This is a genomic window from Megasphaera sp. SW808, from assembly GCF_012027795.1.
GTDB lineage: Bacteria > Bacillota > Negativicutes > Veillonellales > Megasphaeraceae > Megasphaera > Megasphaera stantonii.
The window spans coordinates 63,559-84,922 of the sequence record NZ_SJOT01000007.1 but is presented as its reverse complement, the minus strand read 5'-3'; the positions used below and the strand labels follow the sequence as shown (position 1 = coordinate 84,922).

Sequence of the window (21,364 nt, the reverse complement as noted above, 5' to 3'; positions counted from 1 at the left end):
AACTCATGGCTGAAAAGAAGACCTATTACATTACGACTCCCATCTACTACCCCAGCGCCAAGCTGCACATCGGGCATACGTACTGCACGACCATCGCCGACTCGCTGGCCCGTTTTCACCGCCTCCGCGGCGACGACGTCTTTTTCCTGACCGGCTCGGACGAACACGGCCAGAAAATCCAGCGTGCCGCCGAAGCGAAAGGCGTCAAACCTATCGAATACGTCGACGAAATCGTCGCCCTCTTCCAGCAGCTCTGGAAAAAGCTCAACATTTCCAACGACGACTTCATCCGCACGACGGAAGAACGGCACGAAAAGGTCGTACAGAAGCTCATGCAGATTTCCTACGACAACGGCGACATCTACAAGGGCGAATACGCCGGCTGGTACTGCACGCCCTGCGAATCCTTCTGGCCGGAAAACAAGCTGCCTGAAGGACAGCACATCTGCCCGGACTGCGGCCGTCCCCTCGAATTGGTCAAGGAAGAAGCCTACTTCCTGAAAATGAATAAATACGCCGACCGCTGGCTGAAATTCATCGAAGAAAATCCCGATTTCATCCAGCCCGAATCGCGGCGCAACGAAATGATCGCCTTCGTCAAGAGCGGCCTCGAAGACCTGTGCGTATCCCGCACGTCCTTCGACTGGGGCATCAAGGTGCCCTGGGATCCGAAGCATGTCGTATACGTCTGGTTCGACGCCCTGGCAAACTACCTGACGGCGGCGGGCTACATCGACGACCCGGAAAAATTTGAAAAATTCTGGCCGGCCAACCTGCACCTCGTCGGCAAGGAAATCGTCCGCTTCCATACGATCATCTGGCCGATCATGCTCATGAGCTGCGGCCTGCCCCTGCCGAAGAAGGTCTTCGGCCACGGCTGGCTCATCGTCGACGGCACGAAGATGAGCAAGTCCCTGGGCAACGTCGTCGACCCCATTCCCCTCATCGAACGGTACGGTGCCGACGCCCTGCGCTACTACCTGCTCAAGGAAGTGCGCCTCGGCCAGGACGGCAACTTCTCCCTGCCGTCGTTCATCAACCGCATCAACTCCGACCTGGCCAACGACCTGGGCAACCTCCTACAGCGTACCCTGGCCATGGTCGAAAAATACGAAGGCGGCGTCGCCGCCGGCCCGACGGTGAAAGAGCCTGTCGACGACGAATTGGCAGCCTGCGCCGTCGAAACGGCCAAACGGTTTGAAGAACTCATGGACGACATGAAGATCAACGACGCCATCAACGACGTCTGGGGCCTCATCCGCCGCAGCAATAAATACATCGACGAAACGACGCCGTGGGTCCTGGCCAAAGACGAAGCCAAGGCCGAACGTCTCCAGACCGTCTTGTACAACCTCCTCGAATCGCTGCGGGTCATCGCCCTCCTCGTCAGCCCCTTCATCCCCGTCAGCGCCGCCGACATGTGGAAGCAGCTCGGCCTGTCCGATTTCGACAAGGCCCTCCTTTCCGACGGCCAGACCTGGGGCGGCTATCCGGCAGGGACGAAGGTCTGCAAGGGCAATGCCCTCTTCCCGCGGTACGACCTGAAGGAAGAAATTGCCGAAGACGAAGCGGCCAAGAAGGCGGCTCAGGCCTGCCCGGCTGCTCAGGAACCGACGAAGCCGGAAATCTCCATCGACGATTTCGGCGCCGTGGACCTCCGCGTCGGCAAGGTCGTCGCCTGCGAAAAAATCCCTAAGGCCAAGAAACTCCTGAAGCTGCAGATCGACCTCGGCACGGAAACGCGCCAAGTCGTCAGCGGCATTTCCCAATACTACGAACCGCAGGACCTCGTCGGCAAGAGCGTCGTCGTCGTGACGAACTTAAAGCCCGTGAAGCTGTGCGGCGTCGAATCGAAGGGCATGATTTTGGCAGCCTCCGACGGCAACGGCAATCTGCAGGTCGTCTTCGCCGACGGCATGGCGCCGGGAAGCCGGGTGCGCTGATGTTATTCGATACGCACTGCCACATTACGTCGGGCTCGTATAACAAAGACCGGGAAGACATGATCCAGCGGGCCTTTGACGCCGGCATGAAATATATGATGTGCCCCGGCACGGACGTGCCGTCGTCTGCGGCGGCCGTCGCCCTGAGCCATCAGTACAAGGAGGTCTACGCCGCCGTCGGCATCCATCCCGAAGACGCGGCATCGGCGACTCCCGAAGGCTTCGAGCAGATTCGCCAGTGGCTCAAGACGGAGCCGAAGGTCGTAGCTATCGGCGAAGTCGGCCTCGACTACTACTGGCCTGAGCCGTCCCATGAAATCCAGCAGGAAGTATTTATCGAGCAGATCAAGATGGCCCTTGAGTTTGATATACCTTTGGACATTCACGACAGGGAAGCCCACGGCGACACGATGGATCTCCTGCGCAAATACGGCAAGGGGACGCGGGGCGTCTTCCACTGCTATTCGGGGAGCCTCGAAATGGCCGAGGAGCTCATCAAGATGGGCTATTACATCGGCTTTACGGGCACCATGGTCTTCCCGAAGTCGACGAAGCTCAAGCGCATCGCCGCTGAGCTCCCCATCGACCGCATCCTCATCGAAACGGACTGCCCGTACCTCACGCCGCCGCCGTACCGGGGCAAGCGGAACGAGCCGGCCTACGTCCAGTACGTTGCCGACGAAATCGCCCGCCTGCGCGGCATGACGACGGAGGAAGTGCGGCAGATTACCCTGGAAAACGGCAAGCGCATCTTCGGCATCACCGGTGACGAAGGATGACGCGGCCGAAGATCAGGCTGACGCTCATCGATAAAAAGGGCCCCTGCGGATGTCATCGGGGCCACCGCGTCGGCGATACCTTTGACTACGACACGGAGCGGGGCAGGCTCTGCCCCATGGCGATGCACGTCGCCTTTCCCTACGTCGATATCCTGCGCTACGGCGGCGCCATTCCGGGACAGCCTGAGGGCACAGCTGTGTTCTGCTGCCCCGACGCCGACGTCATCAACGTATTCAAGGCGGAAATCGTAACGGAATAACAACGAAGCAGCAGGCCGGTCCCGCGGGGCAGCCTGCTGCTCTGCTGTATCCTGTACCATTCATTTGCTGCAAAGGAGCGAATCGGCATGATCCAACAGCTGTATCACAACCCCGACATCTACCAGATTCACGTAGATTTGCCGGACAACCCCCTGAAATACCTGAACTCGTACGTCGTCAAGGGGCCGACGCGCCACCTGGTCATCGACACGGGGTTCAACCGGCCCGAATGCCAGGCGGCCTTGTGCGGCGGCCTGCGCGAGCTGGACGTCGACCTGAGCCGGACGGACTTGTTTCTGACCCACCTCCACGGCGACCACAGCGGCCTCGTCGGCTTGTTTACCGCCGCCGGCTGCCCCGTATACATGAATGAAATAGACTATACCTATTTGTGCGACGAACACGCCGGACAAGCCTGGCAGTTCATCGAAGACACGTACATGAAGGAAGGCATGCCGCCGGAGGACATCAAGAGCCAGTTCACCAATCAGGCCCGCCGCTACTCGCCGCGCATCGATTTTCCCATCCATGCCGTAGCCGACGGCGATGTTGTGCGCCTGGCCGACATCGACTTTCACATCATTCACACGCCGGGACACACGAAGGGCATCTGCTGCCTCTACCTACCGGAGCAGGAAATCTTCTTCACCAGCGACCACATCCTCTTCGACATTACGCCGAACATCCAGGTGTGGCCCAACATGAGCGATTCCCTGGACCATTACCTGGAAAGCCTGGAAAAGGTGCGGAGCCTGCCGGTCAAAATGGCCCTGCCGGGACACCGCAAGGGAAATACGTCCATCGTCGGGCGCATCGACGAAATCAAGGAACACCACCGCCGCCGCCTGAACGAGGTCCTGTCCATCGCCGCCGCCCGGCCGGGCTCGACGGCCTACGACATCGCCCCTCATATGACCTGGTCCATGCGCGGCAAGAAATGGCATGAATTCCCGCCGACGCAGAAATGGTTCGCCATGGGCGAGACCCTAGCCCACATCGAATACCTGCTCCATCACGGCCGGCTGCGCCGGGAAGAGCAGGGCGGAGTGTTCCGCTATTATCCCGTATAAGGGAATGCAAAAAGACTCGTACTGCACGGAAGCGTACGAGTCTTTTTATGAAGAGGGGACATTTATTTAGCAATCAAGTTCAGGGCTTGTTCCAGGTCGGCAATGATGTCTTCTGCGTTTTCCAGGCCTACGGACAGGCGGACCAGCCCTTCGCTGATGCCGGCCATTTTTAATTCGTCCGGCGTGTAGGTCGAATGGGTCATGGATGCGGCGTGCTCGATGAGGGTTTCGGCGTCGCCTAAGGACACGGCCAGCTTGCAGAGCTTGACGTTGTCCATGACGACGGCCCCTTCGGCCTTGCCGCCCTTGAGCTCGAAGGAAATCATGCCGCCGGGCAGGGACATCTGCTTCTTAGCCAGGTCGTACTGAGGGAAGCTCTTGAGTCCGGGATAGCTGACCGAGGCTACGGCCGGGTGGCCTTCCAGGAACGCAGCGACCTTCATGGCGTTGGCGCAGTGCCGTTCCATGCGGATTTCCAGCGTTTTCAGGCCGCGGGCGATGAGGAAGGCGTCGAAGGGGCTCAGGACGGAGCCCGTCATGTCTTTAATGCCGAAGAGGCGGACCTGGTCGATGTAGTCCTTGCGGCCGCAGACGAAGCCGGCGATGACGTCGCCGTGGCCGTTCAGGTACTTCGTCGCCGAGTGGACGACGATATCGGCGCCCAATTCGACGGGCCGCTGGATGTAGGGCGTGCAGAAGGTGTTGTCGACGACGACCTGGCATCCCTCGATCTGGTGGGCCATGGCGCTGATGCTTTCAATGTCCATGATTTTCAGCGTCGGATTGGCCGGCGTTTCCAGGTAGACAGCCTTCGTGTCAGGGCGCAGGGCCTTCTGCACGGCGTCCAGATCGGTCATGTCGACAAAGGTCACGTCGACGCCGTAGCGGGTCAGGCCGTGGTTCATGAGAGCGAAGGTGCAGCCGTACAGCGTTTCGCTGGCTACGAGGTGGCCGCCCTGCTCCAGAAGGGTCCACAGGGCCGAGGAAATAGCGCCCATGCCCGAGCCGGCAGACACGCAGGCTTCCGTGCCTTCCAGCAGGGCGATTTTTTCTTCGGCGACGGCGCAGGTCGGGTTTCCCAGGCGGCTGTAAATGTAGCCGTCTTCCTGCAGGGCGAAGCGGCTGCCGCCCTGGGCGGCCGAGTCGAACACGAAGGTCGACGTCTGATAGATCGGGGCGGATAAGGCTCCGAACGTATTGGGTGCGGCTCCGCCGTGAATGGCCCGCGTAGCAAATCCTAACTTCATCAATTCTTCTCGTTTCATAAGTACCAGCCTCCTTGTCATGGTGTCTGCGCGTATATACATCCGAATGGCGAGGGCGTATCGGGACCTCTTGCTATCTCCCAGTATATCAGCTATACTTTGACTTGAATAATATCGGGTAATACAAATAAACCATAGATAAAAACTATGGAATAACGAGGAGGCGACAAGATATGACGCTGCAGCAGCTTAGGTACATCGTAGAGGTGTATAAGTGCGGGTCCATTACGGAGGCGGCACATCGGCTGTTTATTGCCCAGCCGAGCCTGAGCAAGGCCATTAAGGACGTAGAGGACGAATTTCACATTACGATTTTGAAGCGGGGCCGTCACGGCGCGTCGTTTACGGAGGACGGCATGAAATTTCTCCAGTTTGCCCACCGGGTCCTGGACGCGTCCGACGACATCTACGAGTATTTCTCCCAGGACCAGCCCAAGGAAAAGGATATCTATCTGTCCGTATCGTCGCAGCACTACATGTTCCCCGTCGACGCGCTGATCCGGTTCATGCAGCGGAAGGCCGGCGCGGCGGGCTACGTCGCGCGCATTCGGGAGGTCAAGACGCTGCAGGTCGTACAGGACGTCCTCGTGCAGGACAGCCAGATCGGGATTTTATATGTGTCCGACCTCATCGCCTCGTATATGCACCGGCTGTTTGAGAAAAACAACTTGGAGTTTATCCCCTTTTATAAATTCCCGCCCTACGTCTATCTCAGCAAAGGTCATCCCCTGGCGGGGCAGAAATCGCTGACCGTGCAGAAGCTGGCCCGCTATCCCTATGTGCGGTATGAGCAGGGCGGCGATCCCTATCAGTTTTCCGAAGAATTCGTCATACCGGAAATCTGCTCCCAAAAAGTCGTTTACGTGACGGACCGCTCGACCATGTTCAGCATCTTGTCCCATACGGATGCTTACAACCTGGGCACGGGCTGCCTGATTCCTTCCGTTGCCAGCGACGACATTACGGCTATTCCCCTCAAGGGGGAATTCGGCGGCATGACTATTGGCTGGATACAGCTCAAGAACATGTCCCTCAGCGCGGAAATGGAAGAATACATCCGCCTCCTGCGGGAATCGCTGTGCCAGGTAGCCCATGTCCGGACATAAGCTATGTTTTGGGACACCTGTCATATCCATATAAAATATCTATGTAATATTGTCATTTATATATATTTTTCGTTTCGGGCTTTTGATGATATCATGAAGAAAAATACATGTGCAGTGGACGTATGTGTATCCTACGTAGGTAAGAAAGTTATTTTTATGCAGAAAGGAGCGAATACATGGATATTAAAGAAGAAATCAAAATGGGGAAAAAGCTGCTTCGCCAGTCCGCCGTCGAGCCGAGCGGAAAGGCTCTGATTCCATTTGCTATTTTTGTCATCGTGTATTTAGGCTGCGGCGTCATCTTGGAATATCAGGGGGCGGAAATGGCCTTTTATCAGTTCCCGGCGCCGCTGGCAGCGATTATCGGCGTCATGGCCGCCTTTATCCTTCTGGCCGGGAGCTTTGACGAGAAGTTTGAGACCTTCGTCCGGGGCTGCGGCGATTCGAACATCCTCATCATGTGCATTATCTACCTGCTGGCCGGGGGCTTTGCCGCCGTGTGCAGCGCCAGCGGCTGCCTGGACTCGACGGTCAACCTGGGCCTGACCTACATTCCGGCAGAATACCTGGCCGCAGGGATTTTTATCATTTCCGGCTTCATCGCGACGGCTACGGGCACGTCCTGCGGCAGCGCCGCCGCCGTCGGGCCCATCGCCATTGCTGTCGCCGACAAGGCGGGTATTTCCCTGCCCTTTATCATGGGCTGCGTTATCGGCGGCATCATGCTGGGCGACAACCTGTCCATTATTTCCGACACGACCATCGCGTCGACGCGGACGCAGGGCTGCGAAATGAAGGACAAGTTCAAGCTGAATTTCTGGCTGACCTTAGCGCCGGCAGTCATTACGGTCATCTTGCTCATCGCCTTCGGCGAATCGGGAGCCGGCGCGACGTCGGGGCCTTACGAATTCGACTGGATCAAGGTCTTGCCGTATATTGCCGTATTGGTGACGGCCGTCATGGGCGTGAATGTGTTCGTCGTCCTCGTAGGCGGCATTTTCCTGGCCGGAGCCATCGGCCTGTGGTACGGCGCGCTGGCTCCATTGTCCTTTGCCCAGGCCATTTATAAGGGCTTTCTCAGCATGAGCGACATTTTCCTCCTGTCCTTATTCACCGGCGGCCTGGCGGAAATGGTCAGCCGCGCCGGCGGCATCGCCTTCCTGCTGGACCGGGTGCAGCGCTTTATCCACGGGAAGAATTCGGCCGAGCTGGGGATTTCGGCCCTCGTGTCCATTACGGACATCGCCCTGGCCAACAATACCGTGGCCATCATCATCAACGGCGAAGTCGCCAAGGGAATCTGTTATACCTTCCACGTCGACCCGCGCCGCAGCGCCGCCCTGCTCAGCACCTTTTCCTCCATCTTCCAGGGCCTCATTCCCTACGGCGCCCAGATGCTCATCGTGACCAGCTTCGCCGCCGGCAGAGTCTCGCCGCTGGAAGTCATCCCTTACGCCTGGTTTATTTACCTCTTAGCCATTTCAGCTATCGTTTCGGTCTTCATTCCCTTTTCCGACGGCTTTATCAAGAAAGACCCGTGGAACTTTGAAACGGGGAAGCCGCAGAGCAAGTCGGCTCTGTAATTTCATAGGACGTTCGTGCAGACCTGCCCTCGTATTGCCGGGGGCAGGTTTTTTCTGTGTGAACCAGTTGACCGAAAAAAGAATACTTTGCTATAATGAGTAACATAAAAGAACAAATAAAAACATAAAATTTAGAAATCTAGGCTATATACCCTAAAGGAGGAGTACCCATGCTGCCTGTAGAACGACGGCAGTTCATTCTGGACGAACTGTATAAGAACAAGGCCGTGGCAGTAAATGAGCTGGCGCAGCAGCTCGGCGTCACGACGATGACCATACGAAGGGACTTGCAGCTGCTGGAAGACAACGGATTGGTGGAAAAGAGCCACGGCGGGGCCGTGCTGACGGAATCGCTGGTCAAGGAAGCGACGTATCACAACCGCAAGCTGGTGCGGATACAAGAAAAGCGGCAGATTGCAGAAGCGGCCCTGCCGCTCATCGAGTCGTCCATGAGCATTTATCTGGACGCCGGGACGACGAATTACGAATTGGCCGAATTGATCGCCAAGAAGCGCTGGGACGGGCTGACCGTCGTCACGAACGACCTGGCCATCGCCCAGGTATTGATGCCGGCGGCGGGGCTGGACGTGATTATGCTGGGCGGCTACGTCGACGAAGAATCGGGGTCGACCTGCGGCGCCTTGGCTACGAACATGGTCCGGCAGATGCATTTCGACTTGAACTTCCTGGGGACCCAGGCCGTGACGCCCGATTGGCGGGTCATGACGGCCAACGCCCAGAAAATTGATTTGAAGCGGGCCTGCGTAGAAGCTGCCGACAAGACCGTGCTGGCGGCAGATCATTCCAAGTTCAAAAAGCACAAGCTGCATTATATTTTTGACATCTGGGCCATGGACGTCGTCATCAGCGATTACGTTCTGGAGCCGGAGGAAGAAAAGCTGTTTCAAGAGCATAACGTGACGTTTATACACGTGTAACGGAGGGATATCATGCATGAATTTGTTGTAATTGCCGACGATTTTACCGGCGCGAACGATACGGGCGTCCAGATCTGTAAGAAGGGGATTCCCGTGCAGGTAGTATTGGATGCGGCGCAGGTTGCCGGCAGCGAAGACAGCCTCGTCATCGATACGGAGAGCCGCGTCGTATCGCCCCAGGAAGCGTACGACAAGGTCTTTGGCGCCGTAAAGGCCGTCATGGCCTCCGGCGGCTGCCGCTATTTGTACAAAAAGGTGGATTCTACCCTGCGCGGCCATATACGGGAAGAAGTCCGGGCCGCTATGGACGCCTATGAGCCGGAAACGATTCTTTTCGCGCCGTCCTATCCGGCCCAGGGACGATGGGTACAGGGAAAGCGGCTGTATGTGCAGGGAACGGCGCTGCTGGATACGGAAATCGCCAAGGACCCGCGCAATCCGCTGCAGTGCGATAATATTGCCGAGCTGCTGGAGCCCTGTACGGGACCGGTTCACCATTATGCCGTGTCCGATGTAGAGGGAGAGACCGTGGGCATTGGCGCGGGAGCCTATACGTTTGACGCCGTGTCGCCGGAGCATTTGACGTATATCGCCCGGCAGGCCGTAGATTCAGGCCGCCGGATTCTGTGGATTGGTTCCGCCGGCTTGGCGGAAGCTTTGTTGAACGTCCTGTATCCGCCGAAACCGGCCGTCGCCGTCGTCGGCAGCATCAGCGGCAAGACGATGGAGCAAATCGCCTATTGCCGGGCCCAGGGCATGCCTGTCGTTCGCATCGACATGGCGAAGGCTCATCAGACCGGCAGCATACGGGAAGAGATTGCTCAGGCGGCGGCGCTCCTGCAGAGCGGTACGGATGTCGTCATTACGGCGGCGGCCTGCCGGCAGGACTATGAAGATTTCGTTGCCTATGGACAGCAGATCGGCTTGTCGACAGATGCCTTGGCCGAATGTACGAAGCGCACCCTGAGCGAGGCCGTCCCGCAGTTATTGCAGGAGGCCGACGCGGCGGGATTGTTCCTGACCGGCGGAGACACGGCGATTGCTGTCATTCAGGCCCTGCAGTGCGCTGGCTCACAGATTCAGCAGGAAATCCTGCCGGGATTTGTGCAGGGACGCCTTTGCGGCGGCCCATGGGACGGCATGGCCGTCGTCACGAAAGCCGGGGCCTTCGGCAGCAAGGCGGATATATGGGACTGCATGCAGCGCTTGCGGATGCTGTAACAGCACATAACGCTTAAATGAACGAAACAGGCTGCGGAATGGAGAGATACTCTTCATTTCGCAGCCTGTTTTTGTTTGAATATGTTTATTTATGTTTTATTCATATTAAAATCGCATAACCCAGCTATCTTCGACAGTTCAAAATCGTGAACTAAAATCGCCGGGAGAGCAGAACTATTGCGGCGTATCGGCCGTTCCGGCACATGACAAAAAAGCATGTCAAAGATATGCTCTTTGTATTGACTTATAGGGCGTTGAAATTTATAATAAAAGCAACAAAAACAAACAAAACAAAACAACATGAAACTTGCATATCTGTTGCTTTGTGAAAGGGGGAGCTGTCTTGGCAGCAAAATTTGTCGGCATTACGATGGGCGATCCTGCCGGTATCGGCCCTGAAATATCGTTAAAAGCTCTGGAATATCATCAGGAATATCAGCAATCTACGGTGATTTACGGCAGCTACGGCGTGTTGAAATACTATCATGACGCGCTGAAGATGAAGACGCCCTTGGCGCGCATCGACAATGTGGGAGATTTTAAACCGGGCTGCATCAACGTCATTTCCGTCGCAGAGCTGGAAGTGGGAAAGGATTTTGAAATCGGCCAGGTTTCCGCCGCCGCCGGCGACGGCGCGTATCAGTATATCGCCCGGGCTATCGACGACGCCATGAAAGGCGATATCAGCGTCGTCACGACGGCGCCGCTCAATAAGGAAGCCCTTCACAAGGGCGGCCATAACTTCGACGGCCACACGGAAATATTCGCGACGCTGACCGGCACTCAGACGTATACGATGATGCTCTGGTGCGAAACGATGTCCGTCGTCCACGTTTCGACGCACTGTTCCCTGCGGGAAGCCTGCGACAGGGCGACGAAGGCCCGCGTCCTCGAATGCATCCATTTAGCCGACGACGCCATGAAGCGGCTGGGAAAACCGTCGCCGCGAATCGCCGTCGCCGGGCTCAATCCGCACAGCGGGGAAGCAGGTATCTTCGGCCGGGAAGAAATTGAAGAAATCACGCCGGCCATTGAAGCGGCGAAGCAGGAAGGCCTTTGCGTAGACGGCCCCGTATCGCCGGACACGGTATTCTTGAAGGCCCATAAGGGCGTGTACGACATCGTCGTGGCCATGTACCATGACCAGGGACATATCCCCATGAAGATGATGGCCTTTGATTCGGGCGTCAACGTTACCCTGGGCCTGCCGATCATCCGCACGTCCGTCGACCACGGCACGGCCTTCGATATTGCCGGAAAGGGAATCGCCAACGAAGAAAGCATGCTGTACGCCTTGGATTTAGGAAAAAACTTTATTACACAATAAGATGATCTTGAGGGAGGGGATAGAATGGCGTTTAAAGCGAAAGGGCTTATTACACCGGTAGTTACTGCATTGACAGAGGCAGAAGCGTTTAATAAATTAGAATATCAATCTTTTATTAACCATTTGATTGAAGCGGGAGTTCACGGTATTTTCCCTTTGGGGACGAACGGTGAATTTTACGCCTTTACGGCCAAAGAAAAATTGGAAATCATCGAAGCTGCTGTAGAAGCCGTCGACGGCCGCGTTCCCGTTTACGCCGGTACGGGCTGCGTGACGACGAAAGAAACGATTGAATTGTCCAAAGCTGTACAGGCTATGGGCGGCGTAGACTGTTTGTCCATCATCACGCCGTACTTCGCAAAGGCCTCTCAGGGCGATCTCATCGAGCACTACAGCGCCATTGCCAAGAGCGTAGATATGCCTATTCTCCTGTACAATATTCCAGCCCGGACGGGAAATTCTATCGAATATAAAACGGTGAAGCAGCTGGCGGCATATGAAAACATCATCGGCATTAAGGACTCGAGCGGCAACTTCGACAACATGCTCAAATATATCGAAAATACGGATCCGCGCTTGTGTGTATTAGCCGGCAGCGATTCTCTCATCCTGTGGACCCTCATGGCTGGCGGTACGGGAGCCATCTCGGGCTGCTCCAACGTCTTCCCCGAATTGATGGTCAGCATTTACAACTATTGGGAAGCAGGCGACATGGAAAAAGCGAACGAATCGCAGAAGAAAATCCGCGCCTTCCGCAACGTCATGCAGATGGGCAATCCCAACTCGGTCGTTAAATTAGCCGTCAACATGAGAGGCTACAACGTAGGGCCGGCCCGGCAACCGTTAAATTGTACGGATCCCAGTATAGTACAAGCGCTTAAAGAAGTATTCAAACTGTATGAGTAAGGAGTGATTCATCATGTCTATTTCCAGCACGTATCTCGATTCTTTAACTCCGTCGGCAATTCGCAGTATTACTGCAAAAATTAGAGATAAGGCAAGCCAAGGAATCAAAATTGATTCTTTTGCCGGGGGATTGCCGGCGCCGGATTTATTCCCTGTAAAGGAATTGGAAGAAATTACAGTTAAAGCCTTCCAAGAAGAAGGTGGAGAAGTAATTCAATATGCGGCATCAGATGGATATACTCCTTTACGAGAAGAGATTGCCCGCTTGATGAAAGAGAAATTTGATGTAACGAATATTACTTTTAAAAATGTCTTCATTACTTGCGGGTCTCAACAGGGCCTCAACTATATATCCAAAGGGCTGATTGAAGACGGAGATTGCGTTGTATGTGAGACACCGACATATGTAGGAGCCATTGACAGTATAAAAGCTTATAACCCGACTGTAATCGGCGTTCATATGGATGACGACGGTATTAATTTAGAGGAATTAGAAGCCGTTTTAAGAGGAAATACCGTAAAATTTATTTATCTGATTCCCGACTTTCAAAATCCCAGCGGCCGCAGTATGTCGGTCGAAAAACGCAAACAAATTGTAGAACTGGCAGAAAAATACGATACATATATTTATGAAGATGCGCCGTACAGTCTCATTTCGTTTACTGGTAACATTATGCCAGCTGTCAAATCCTTCGATAAATATAACAGAGTGATATATGCGGGATCTTTTTCTAAAACGATTGCTCCGGGACTTCGTGTAGGTTGGATCGTTGCAGACGAAGAAAGCATTACAAAATTAGTATATATGAAAATGAGGGATGACTTGCAGGTTAACAATATTGCGCAAAGACAAGTATACGGATATCTGCACAACTATAATTTTGATGAGCATTTAGCTACGATTCAAGGCATATACAAAGAACGCAGAGACTGCATGTTGCAGGCTGTTAAAACCTATTTCCCTGAAGATACGAAAGTGGTCGTGCCGGAAGGCGGATTATTCATGTGGTTGGAATTAAATCCGTCTATTGATACGCTGCAAATGTTTGATTATGTTTTTAGCAAAAATATTGCATATGTGCCGGGAACGTTCTTTTGCGTAGGTGAAAAGGGACTCAATACAATGCGGCTGAATTTTGCAACACTGGATACGGATGTTATCGAAACGAAAATTGCCGAATTAGGAACGCTGATAAAATCTTATATGGAAGCCCGTAAATAGGGGAAAAGAGGGTGTGACTGATGACTAGTAAAAAGAAAATGTCCCTTGGGACTAAATCTTTGATTGGCGTAGGATTAGGGTTATTATTAGGCGCGGTATTAGTACAAATTCCGCCGGGAATGATTCGAGACGAATTCTTGGTCAATGGGGTATTCGAATTTATTGGGAAAGCGTATTTAACGTTATTAAAGATGACCATTATTCCCTTCGTATTTTGCTCGTTGATTGTGGGAATGTCGTCGGCAACTGATGTAAAACAGGTAGGCCGCGTCGGCTCTAAAATATTAATGTTATACGTTGTCTTTGAAATCGTAGCTTCTGCTTTTGGTATTTTCGGCGGCATCGTATTGCAGCCCGGTAGCGGCGTCGACATGGGGACGATTGCTCTGGAAGAAACTGCTGCGGCTAAAGCTACGTCTATCTCCTTTATAAACGTTTTATTGAACATGTTGCCTTCTAACATTTTTGAATCCTTGGCTAAAGGCGATATGATACATGTTGTCTTATTTGCGACACTCATTGGTGTTGTCATCAGCTTAGTTCAAGAAAAGGCTAAACCTGTAAAAGACGTCGTTGATTCGTCTTATGCTATCATGACCAAAGTTGTTGATATCGTCATGCAGTTAACTCCTATCGGCGTTTTTTGCCTGATGGCTAAGACGGTTGTAACGGCGGGATATGCAGTCATTTTTGCCTTGGCTAAGTATGCTGTTTGTGAAATTTTCTTATTTGTTCTATTTGGGATTATCGTTTATATTCCGCTGTTAAAGTTTGGAGCAAAAGTCAGTCCTATCCCCTATTTGAGAAAATTCTCTCAAATGGCAATTATTCCCTTTTCCACTACGTCGTCTAATATCAGTATCCCTTATTCCTTAAAGCTATGTGATAATTTGGGCGTGTCGAATAAGATATCTTCCTTTACTATTCCTCTTGGTGCTACGGTAAATATGGATGGCAGCGCTATTATGCAGGGGATGACAGCGATGTTTGTGGCGCAGTTATATGGAATTGAACTGACGGCCTCTATGATTATTACCATTGTTATTACGGCTACGTTAGGGACAATCGGTTCGCCCGGTATGCCTGGCGTAGTTATGGTTACGCTGCTGACCGTGCTTTCGTCGGTAGGCTTTCCGTTGGATGCGATTGCTATCATTGTTGGTATTGACCGCTTTACCGATATGTTCAAAACCGTACTAAACGTCATGGGGGATTCTGTTTGCACTTGCGTTGTAGGTCGTTCTGAAGGCGAATTAAACGAAGCGGTTTATTATGACATGAGTAAGAAAATTGACTTCAATTAAGGAGGAACACGATGAATCAATGCCAGTTAACGATTCCCGGCGTTACGTATGCCGGTCCGGGAAGTATTGAAAAAATTTCGGAGATTATAGAAAAAGAAGGGGTTTCTTCCGTCTTATTGTTTACGGATAAAGGGATTCGCAGTACGGGCTTGACGGCTCCGATTGAAGCTCTTTGTGCAGACGTGGCCTTGACTGTCATCGACGATTTGGCGACGGAGCCTTCCTATCAGGATGTAGAGCGGGTCATCGCCGAAGTCGAAGACAGCCGTATTGACCTGATTATCGGCGTCGGCGGCGGCAGCGTCATGGATGCGGCGAAATTGGCCAGCATCGTCATCGGCGCCGACTACGGCGTCCGCGATCTCTTAAAGGACCCGACGATTGCTAAGAAGTACATCAAGTCGCTCATGATTCCTACGACTTGCGGCACTGGCTCGGAAGCGACGTGCAATTCTATCGTCGCCGTGCCGGAACAGCAGTCCAAGCAGGGCATCGTCAATACCTGCATGATTCCCGACTACGTTATTTTGGACGCGGCCATGATTCACGGGCTGCCGCCGAAGATCGTGGCCTCTACGGGCGTAGACGCCCTGGCTCACGTTGTAGAATGCTTTACGTCTAAAAAGGCGACGATTCTCAGCGATACCTATGCGAAGGAAGGGGCGCGCAAGATATTCCGCAACATTCGCGAAGCCTATGCCGACGCCGATAATATGAAGGCGAAGACGGAGCTGCTCATCGGCGCCTATTACGGCGGCATCGCCATTACCGGTTCCGGCACGACAGCTGTTCACGCCTTGTCCTACCCGCTGGGCGGGAAATATCACATTCCCCACGGCGTGTCGAACGCCATCCTCTTCGCCCACGTCATGGAGTTCAATAAGGACGCCTGCGCCGACCGCCTGGCTCTTCTCTGCGACGCCGTGTACCCGGAAAAATATGCCGAAACGGTCGAAGCGAAGGCGGATTACATCATTTCGGAAATCAAGGACATCGTCGCTAAAGTACAGATTCCAACGAATCTGGAAGAATTAGGTGTAAAAAAGGAAGATATTGATTTCCTCGTAGAGGCCGGCAGCCAGCAGCAGCGCCTTTTGGTAAACAACTGCAAGGAACTAAGCCTGGACGACATCCGATACTTGTATAATAAGCTATTTTAAAAAGACTTTAATATCATAGCCTCCCAAGCGATGATACAGTAAAAAACGGTAATTCCTGTGACATGGAATTACCGTTTTTTGTTACAAATGCATGCTCTCCTGATTGTTCATGGAGAAGCCGCCCCGTTCTACGTTGTCGAAGTCCAGGGCCGGGTCGTATTCTGCTTTGATGGCTTTTAGTTTTTTTACGAGGCCCCAGGGCTCCTGTACGGACAGGGTTTCGCCGCGGCCGGAGAGGACCCACAGGACCTTGTAGCCGCGCGGCGGTTCGGCGAGCTTGGTTTCGCCTTTGCCGTCGGTGAAGTAGATGAGGAGGTCGGTGTCCTTAGCCTCGTTGGCGTACTGGAAGACCGGCGAGTAGGACGTGCCGCCGCGGACGTCGAGGCGGTTTTTGATGTCGGCCAGCTCGCGGACCTGATAGACGCGGCGGATTTCGTCGTCGCATTCGATGAGGGTGATGTCGTGCTTATAGTTGCGGACGATGTGGAAGACTTCCTGCATGGCCTGCTTGAACTCGCTGTCGCTGATGCTGCCGCTGATGTCGACGGCGACGATGAGCCTGGCCACGTGGGCCCGCAGGTGGCCGGGCAGATCCAGCCGCTCTGGCTGGCGGCGGTTTCGCCGGGCCGTCGTTTTTTTCTTGCCGCTGGCGATGGAGCCGACCAGCTTTTTCAGGTACCAGTGCCAGGGCAGGTCTTCGTCTTCGGCTTTCAGGGCGGAAATCATGCTTTCCAAGTAGTTGGAGAGCTGGCCCTTGTGGGCCGAATCGATGTATTTGGCCGTAAACTTCCGCAGGGTTTGTTCGTCTATGTCGTCCGATTCGTCCCAGGTGTCGTGGGTTTGGTCGGGGCTGTAGGACACTGCGATGGTTTCGTCGCGGCGGCTCCCTTCTTCGGGGGCGTCCTTTTTATCCGTCCGCAGGTCCAGGGCCGTCTGTATTTTTTCCACGTAGTATTCGAAGGACTCGAACGGCGTCAGCAGGAGGTCGAAGTTGATGTTGACCCAGTCGATAGTCGTGGCAAAGGGCGGCAAATGGTCCAGGTAGGTATTGACGACGACGTCCATGGCCAGGTTAATGGCCTGCTTGCTGTAGCTGCCCTTCAGCTCTTTGGCCCGGACGAGGTGCATGGAGACGACGTGCAGGATCTGGTGCTTGATGGACGTTTCCATCTGCTCCGGCGACAGGGCGAGGAAGATGAGGGGGTTAAAATAGAGGATATACCGCGTGCCTTTAAAGGTGACGCTGGTGGCGTCGGCGATGCTGAAGCGGATTTCCTTGCCCATTTGAAACAGGAAGTAGCCGAAGAAATTGTCCTTGTCCTCCATGAGGCGCAGGTTCAGCCTGTCGATGAAGGTGAAAAATTCCCTGGCGAAGGCTGTTGGGACGGGAGGCCTGTTTCCCTGGTTTTGCTGCTTCCGCAGGTCGTCGGCGACGAGGGAGGCCTTTTGGTACAGCAGGATGGCTTCGACGGTCAGATTGTGTTCCATAGGATCACCTGATAGGGCGGTACGCCTTGAAGTAGGCGTCTACAAAATTGGCGTTTTCGATAGCGTAGGCGTAGACCCGCTCGTTCGTCGCCTTGATGTCCTTCATGATGCCGATGAGGAGATCGACGGGATAGAGGGACAGATATTCCATGAGGCGGTCGACGGCTTCGTCGGCCCGGCCGTCGTCTATGACATCGTCCAGGCGGCGGAGGATATTCTTGGCCGCCAGGTACAGGCGCGTGTGGCTTTCGCCGGCGACGCGCTCTGCCAGGGATGGGTTCAGGGCCGGGCCGGAGAACACGTCGTCGTAGCTGATGAGGGGCTGGGCGTCCGATTCGATGAAGTTTACGAATTCTTCGGCGATGAGCTTGCCTACGTTGCCGCGGATGACGTTGAAGAATACGGCCTTCGGCACGTCGCCCTGCTGCGTGTAGAGCTTATACAGGTCGGAAATGCGCTCGTAGCTGCGCGGCGTGGCGTTGATGTCGCCGTCGTTGTGTTTATCCAGGTATTCCGGGAAGGTGGAAATAAATTCCATGACCTTCGGGTCGATGCCGGCGTCGGCGGCCCAGTCCAGCCACTGCAGGTAGTCCGCTTCCATATACAGCCAGACGAAGCGGTTTTCTTGGGCGGCATCCATGGCGACGGCTTCGTAGTCGTATGAGTCTGCCGGGTTCATGGCGGCGACGATGCGCACGTCCTTCGACAGGACGTAGCCGTTGATTTCCCTGTTGAGGATGAGGTTCATCAATTCCTGCTGCACGGCGTGCTCGCAGCGGTTGATTTCGTCGATAAACAGCAGTACGGTGCCGCCGCCGGCGATGACTTCGTCAATGGCCCGCAGCTTATAATGGACGGCGTAGACCGTCGTCTTTTCTTCGACGGTCTGTCCCGCGTCGTCGCGTCGCGTGTAGGTTTCAATCGTCGGCAGGCCGCCGATTTCCCCCTCCTTCAGGAGGTTGCCGTCGATATTGATGAGGGTCCAGCCGTGTTTTTCCGCCAGCTGATGAGCCAGGGAGGTCTTGCCGATGCCGGTCTCGCCGACGAGAAGGGGCACTTCGCCGGCGGCCAGGACTAATTCTACGCTTCGTAAGGTGTCGATAAAATTCATGATAGTCTCCTATTTTATGGTTAATTTTTCGTCTACGGTGATTTTTTTGGCCTTGGCGCTGCCCCACTGGTCGACGAACAGGACCTTGTCGACAGGGCTCATGTCCAGGGCGCTGCAGTTGATAAAGGCGCGGACGTACGGCTCCGATACGTCGTCTTGAGACAGGACGCGCCGCAGCACCTCTTTGAGCTCGTCCCGGCTGATAACGCAGTCCTTGGGCACGTATTTCATGACCATCGGGTTGAGGGCGAAGAAGGACAGCATTTGTTCCTTCGTCGGATGGGAGAGGAGCAGGACGGCCTGCTCGGCCTTCTGGACGGCGGCGAAGACTGCCGACGGGGCCGGGGACTCGATATAGCGCAGGGCCTCATAGTTTTCGGCGACGGCCGCTTCCTGTACGGCCGCGCTGGGGTTCTTGATGTATTTTACGGCGTCGTAATTCTTGCGCACAGCCTGCAGCTGCAGCTCTTCGCTGGGGTTGGGGATGTAGCGGATAGCCCAGCCCGACTGGGAGAGAGCCGCCTGAATGAGGGCCGGCGACGGGTTGTTCACGTAGGCCAGGTTGTTCCAGCCGCTCTGCACGGCATGGAGCAGCAGGTCTTCCGGCGGATTGTCGATGAACTGGATAGCCCGCGCCGTGTTGGCAATGGCCGCTTCTTCCATCTCCCGCGTCGGGTTGTCGATGTACTGGAGGGCCAGGCCGTTGGTCTGGACGGCGAGGAGCTTCATGGCGTCGGTCGGGTTTTCTATGCGGGCGATGACGTACGGGTTGTTTCGTATCATCTTCATGTATTTTTCAGTTTCCATAGAACGCTTCCTTTTCTTCATATACTATAAAACAATACAATGGGCGTATGGTAAGGCCCATACATGATTATATTAAACAAAAAAAAACAGGCCTGCAACTACATTTTGAAAAATGCGTTGGGCCTGCTGTCAAGGGCGGCTTATTTCCGTATCAGCGCCGCTGCGCGATGGATGTTGATGAACGTTCCCATGACGTCGCGGAGGCGGAGGGGATCGGCCGATGTATTGACGTAAAAAGATTGGCCGTCCGGCGCGTATACGCCGGTCAGGGTGCTGTCGAAGGAATAGGACTGCTCCCGCTTATTGGCGTGGAACGACGCCTTGTATTCGTTGATCTGGCGAATCAGCCGGCCCGATTGATAGGCTTCGGCGTCTAAGGGGTCGGCATACGTTTCGACGTAGAGGGTGCAGGACAGGTTTTCGAGGCTGTTGGGATAATCCATGGTCTGAATGGCCTGAATGGTATTGATATCGACGTAGACGACGCTGTCGTTCTGGGCGCTGACGACGCGGTAGCGGTCGGGCGACTGGAGCAGCGTGTCCGAATCCATGGCTTGGGACGCGGCGGAGCCGGCCAGGAGCAGAAATGACAGGGACAGGAGGGAGAGAAGTTTTTTCATAGAGCTTCATCCTTTCTTCGCAGTGTATAGTATAAGTGAATTGTACATATTGTACCATACTCCCGGAGAAACGCAACGTCGGAAACGGTCGGGACATGGCAGAGCCCGGCGGGAAAATGGAAGAAATATATTGAAAAATATATAAAGAATAGATATAATGGCAAGGTATTGTAAACGTCTTCGTGGGAACGCATCAGTCCCGATAACTAAGGCGTTTTCAGCCGTATTCCACTTGCGGAATCAAGGAAAATATCATAAAATACTCCTATGGAAAACGTAAATCCGTAATGTTGAATGGAGTTCTTGATGACCATATTGTAGTATACGGGAAAGGATTGGTTCATATGTTAGATTTTCGTATCCATACATTTTTATGCGTTTGCCGCCACATGAATTATACGAAGGCTGCCGCCGAATTGCAGATTACGCAGCCTGCCGTATCGCAGCATATCCGGCATTTGGAAAAAGAGTACCAGACTAAATTGTTCGACTACACGGGCAAGCGGCTGGAACTGACCCAGGCCGGTCAAATTCTGCTCAACGCGGCGACGACGATCAGCCATGACAACGTCATGCTCAAGCAGCGCCTGCAGGACCTGCAGCAAAACAATAAATCCGTCGCCTTTGGGGCGACCCATACGATCGGCGAATTCGAGATCATCGACCGCCTGGCCGATTTCCTCCACGAGCACGCCGACGTGAACATCCGGATGAAGATCGCCGATACGGACAAGCTGCTGAAAGCCGTCGACGAGGGGATTATTGATTTCGCCATCGTCGAAGGGTTCTTCGACCAGGATCAGTACGAAACGCTGCTGTTTTCCAACGAGCCGCTCATCGCCGTATGCGGGCCCGATTACGACGCGCCGTCGGAAATGTCTTTGGCCGACTTGATGCGCTATCGGCTCATCGTCAGGGAAAAAAGCGCCGGTACCCGGGAGCTTCTGGAACGGAGCCTGGCCGAGCACAGCCTGACGATTTCCGATTTTCCCTTCCGGCATGAAGTGGGAAGCCCCCAGGCCGTAAAGGGACTGACGTGCCGCAACTGCGGCGTCGCCTTTTTATATGAAAAGTCCGTGCGGCAGGAAGTAAACGACGGACGGCTCAAAGAAATCGCCATCCGCGATTTTTCCGTTACCCACGCCGTGACGTTTTTGTGGCGTAAAGGCAGTATGTACAGCGCGATGTTCCGGCAGATGTACAATCAGCTCAAAGGCTGAGGGACGCGTCGCTGATTCATGATGTAGTAGTTA

The 21,364-nt window shown here is 54.3% G+C and carries 19 protein-coding genes; 14 read left to right on the top strand and 5 right to left on the bottom strand.

Annotation, left to right across the window (positions count from 1 at the left end):
• The first annotated feature begins 5 nt into the window (after positions 1-5).
• From metG to E0L13_RS04425, 4 genes are all read left to right on the top strand, one after another.
• A complete protein-coding gene (gene metG / locus E0L13_RS04440; protein ID WP_168060613.1) occupies positions 6-1,943 on the top strand; it encodes a methionine--tRNA ligase in 1,938 nt (645 codons plus the stop codon).
• Positions 1,943-2,722, top strand: a complete 780-nt coding sequence (locus tag E0L13_RS04435; RefSeq protein WP_168060611.1) for a TatD family hydrolase — start codon at positions 1,943-1,945, stop codon at positions 2,720-2,722. The genes metG and E0L13_RS04435 overlap by 1 nt, the downstream gene beginning before the upstream one ends.
• Positions 2,719-2,982 (top strand): TIGR04076 family protein, encoded by a 264-nt coding sequence (locus tag E0L13_RS04430; RefSeq protein WP_168060609.1) that lies wholly within the window; start codon positions 2,719-2,721, stop codon positions 2,980-2,982. The genes E0L13_RS04435 and E0L13_RS04430 overlap by 4 nt, the downstream gene beginning before the upstream one ends.
• Positions 2,983-3,069: 87 nt before the next feature.
• Positions 3,070-4,053, top strand: coding sequence for an MBL fold metallo-hydrolase (locus E0L13_RS04425; protein ID WP_168060607.1), 984 nt, complete (start codon positions 3,070-3,072; stop codon positions 4,051-4,053).
• Between the two features lie 62 nt (positions 4,054-4,115).
• On the opposite strand, the gene megL is transcribed toward E0L13_RS04425, so the two are convergent.
• Positions 4,116-5,318, bottom strand: a complete 1,203-nt coding sequence (gene megL / locus E0L13_RS04420) for a methionine gamma-lyase (protein WP_168060605.1) — start codon at positions 5,316-5,318, stop codon at positions 4,116-4,118.
• A 173-nt stretch (positions 5,319-5,491) separates the two neighbouring features.
• Here megL and E0L13_RS04415 point away from each other — a divergent pair, with 173 nt between their 5' ends.
• From E0L13_RS04415 to E0L13_RS04375, 9 genes are all read left to right on the top strand, one after another.
• Positions 5,492-6,424, top strand: coding sequence for a LysR family transcriptional regulator (locus E0L13_RS04415; RefSeq protein ID WP_168060603.1), 933 nt, complete (start codon positions 5,492-5,494; stop codon positions 6,422-6,424).
• Between the two features lie 176 nt (positions 6,425-6,600).
• Positions 6,601-8,007: a Na+/H+ antiporter NhaC family protein gene (locus E0L13_RS04410; protein ID WP_168060601.1), complete on the top strand. Its 1,407-nt coding sequence runs from the start codon at positions 6,601-6,603 to the stop codon at positions 8,005-8,007.
• Positions 8,008-8,177: 170 nt separating this feature from the next.
• Positions 8,178-8,945, top strand: a complete 768-nt coding sequence (locus tag E0L13_RS04405) for a DeoR/GlpR family DNA-binding transcription regulator (RefSeq protein ID WP_087478579.1) — start codon at positions 8,178-8,180, stop codon at positions 8,943-8,945.
• Positions 8,946-8,957: 12 nt separating this feature from the next.
• Positions 8,958-10,166, top strand: coding sequence for a four-carbon acid sugar kinase family protein (locus E0L13_RS04400; RefSeq protein WP_168060599.1), 1,209 nt, complete (start codon positions 8,958-8,960; stop codon positions 10,164-10,166).
• Positions 10,167-10,509: 343 nt separating this feature from the next.
• Entirely contained in the window at positions 10,510-11,493 is a 984-nt protein-coding gene (gene pdxA / locus E0L13_RS04395; protein ID WP_168060597.1) for a 4-hydroxythreonine-4-phosphate dehydrogenase PdxA, read from the top strand.
• 24 nt (positions 11,494-11,517) lie between these two features.
• Complete coding sequence (dapA, locus tag E0L13_RS04390; RefSeq protein WP_107195623.1) at positions 11,518-12,399, top strand: 4-hydroxy-tetrahydrodipicolinate synthase; 882 nt, start codon at positions 11,518-11,520, stop codon at positions 12,397-12,399.
• A gap of 13 nt (positions 12,400-12,412) precedes the next feature.
• Entirely contained in the window at positions 12,413-13,621 is a 1,209-nt protein-coding gene (locus E0L13_RS04385) for a PLP-dependent aminotransferase family protein (protein ID WP_168060595.1), read from the top strand.
• 20 nt (positions 13,622-13,641) lie between these two features.
• Positions 13,642-14,925, top strand: coding sequence for a dicarboxylate/amino acid:cation symporter (locus tag E0L13_RS04380; protein WP_168060593.1), 1,284 nt, complete (start codon positions 13,642-13,644; stop codon positions 14,923-14,925).
• An 11-nt stretch (positions 14,926-14,936) separates the two neighbouring features.
• The gene (locus E0L13_RS04375) at positions 14,937-16,085 is read left to right on the top strand and encodes an iron-containing alcohol dehydrogenase (RefSeq protein ID WP_107195626.1); all 1,149 of its coding nucleotides are present in this window, start codon (positions 14,937-14,939) and stop codon (positions 16,083-16,085) included.
• Positions 16,086-16,166: 81 nt separating this feature from the next.
• On the opposite strand, the gene E0L13_RS04370 is transcribed toward E0L13_RS04375, so the two are convergent.
• The 4 genes from E0L13_RS04370 to E0L13_RS04355 all read right to left on the bottom strand — a co-directional run bounded on the left by E0L13_RS04370 (position 16,167) and on the right by E0L13_RS04355 (position 20,111).
• Positions 16,167-17,573 (bottom strand): VWA-like domain-containing protein, encoded by a 1,407-nt coding sequence (locus tag E0L13_RS04370; protein ID WP_168060591.1) that lies wholly within the window; start codon positions 17,571-17,573, stop codon positions 16,167-16,169.
• 4 nt (positions 17,574-17,577) lie between these two features.
• The gene (locus E0L13_RS04365; protein WP_168060589.1) at positions 17,578-18,684 is read right to left on the bottom strand and encodes an AAA family ATPase; all 1,107 of its coding nucleotides are present in this window, start codon (positions 18,682-18,684) and stop codon (positions 17,578-17,580) included.
• A gap of 9 nt (positions 18,685-18,693) precedes the next feature.
• Positions 18,694-19,491, bottom strand: coding sequence for a hypothetical protein (locus E0L13_RS04360; protein ID WP_168060587.1), 798 nt, complete (start codon positions 19,489-19,491; stop codon positions 18,694-18,696).
• A 140-nt stretch (positions 19,492-19,631) separates the two neighbouring features.
• Positions 19,632-20,111, bottom strand: a complete 480-nt coding sequence (locus E0L13_RS04355; RefSeq protein ID WP_087478585.1) for a hypothetical protein — start codon at positions 20,109-20,111, stop codon at positions 19,632-19,634.
• A 344-nt stretch (positions 20,112-20,455) separates the two neighbouring features.
• On the opposite strand from E0L13_RS04355, the gene E0L13_RS04350 reads away from it, so the two are divergent.
• The gene (locus E0L13_RS04350; RefSeq protein WP_168060585.1) at positions 20,456-21,331 is read left to right on the top strand and encodes a LysR family transcriptional regulator; all 876 of its coding nucleotides are present in this window, start codon (positions 20,456-20,458) and stop codon (positions 21,329-21,331) included.
• Positions 21,332-21,364 lie beyond the last annotated feature (33 nt).

What these genes read in the sequence shown, in the direction of transcription:
- E0L13_RS04365 (WP_168060589.1), bottom strand. Translation starts at nt 18,684, where the DNA reads ATGAATTTTATCGACACCTTACGAAGCGTAGAATTAGTCCTGGCCGCC.
- E0L13_RS04400 (WP_168060599.1), top strand. Translation starts at nt 8,958, where the DNA reads ATGCATGAATTTGTTGTAATTGCCGACGATTTTACCGGCGCGAACGAT.
- E0L13_RS04350 (WP_168060585.1), top strand. Translation starts at nt 20,456, where the DNA reads ATGTTAGATTTTCGTATCCATACATTTTTATGCGTTTGCCGCCACATG.
- E0L13_RS04380 (WP_168060593.1), top strand. Translation starts at nt 13,642, where the DNA reads ATGACTAGTAAAAAGAAAATGTCCCTTGGGACTAAATCTTTGATTGGC.
- E0L13_RS04385 (WP_168060595.1), top strand. Translation starts at nt 12,413, where the DNA reads ATGTCTATTTCCAGCACGTATCTCGATTCTTTAACTCCGTCGGCAATT.
- metG (WP_168060613.1), top strand. Translation starts at nt 6, where the DNA reads ATGGCTGAAAAGAAGACCTATTACATTACGACTCCCATCTACTACCCC.
- dapA (WP_107195623.1), top strand. Translation starts at nt 11,518, where the DNA reads ATGGCGTTTAAAGCGAAAGGGCTTATTACACCGGTAGTTACTGCATTG.
- E0L13_RS04435 (WP_168060611.1), top strand. Translation starts at nt 1,943, where the DNA reads ATGTTATTCGATACGCACTGCCACATTACGTCGGGCTCGTATAACAAA.
- E0L13_RS04425 (WP_168060607.1), top strand. Translation starts at nt 3,070, where the DNA reads ATGATCCAACAGCTGTATCACAACCCCGACATCTACCAGATTCACGTA.
- E0L13_RS04405 (WP_087478579.1), top strand. Translation starts at nt 8,178, where the DNA reads ATGCTGCCTGTAGAACGACGGCAGTTCATTCTGGACGAACTGTATAAG.
- E0L13_RS04415 (WP_168060603.1), top strand. Translation starts at nt 5,492, where the DNA reads ATGACGCTGCAGCAGCTTAGGTACATCGTAGAGGTGTATAAGTGCGGG.
- E0L13_RS04430 (WP_168060609.1), top strand. Translation starts at nt 2,719, where the DNA reads ATGACGCGGCCGAAGATCAGGCTGACGCTCATCGATAAAAAGGGCCCC.
- megL (WP_168060605.1), bottom strand. Translation starts at nt 5,318, where the DNA reads ATGAAACGAGAAGAATTGATGAAGTTAGGATTTGCTACGCGGGCCATT.
- E0L13_RS04410 (WP_168060601.1), top strand. Translation starts at nt 6,601, where the DNA reads ATGGATATTAAAGAAGAAATCAAAATGGGGAAAAAGCTGCTTCGCCAG.
- E0L13_RS04360 (WP_168060587.1), bottom strand. Translation starts at nt 19,491, where the DNA reads ATGGAAACTGAAAAATACATGAAGATGATACGAAACAACCCGTACGTC.
- E0L13_RS04370 (WP_168060591.1), bottom strand. Translation starts at nt 17,573, where the DNA reads ATGGAACACAATCTGACCGTCGAAGCCATCCTGCTGTACCAAAAGGCC.
- E0L13_RS04355 (WP_087478585.1), bottom strand. Translation starts at nt 20,111, where the DNA reads ATGAAAAAACTTCTCTCCCTCCTGTCCCTGTCATTTCTGCTCCTGGCC.
- E0L13_RS04375 (WP_107195626.1), top strand. Translation starts at nt 14,937, where the DNA reads ATGAATCAATGCCAGTTAACGATTCCCGGCGTTACGTATGCCGGTCCG.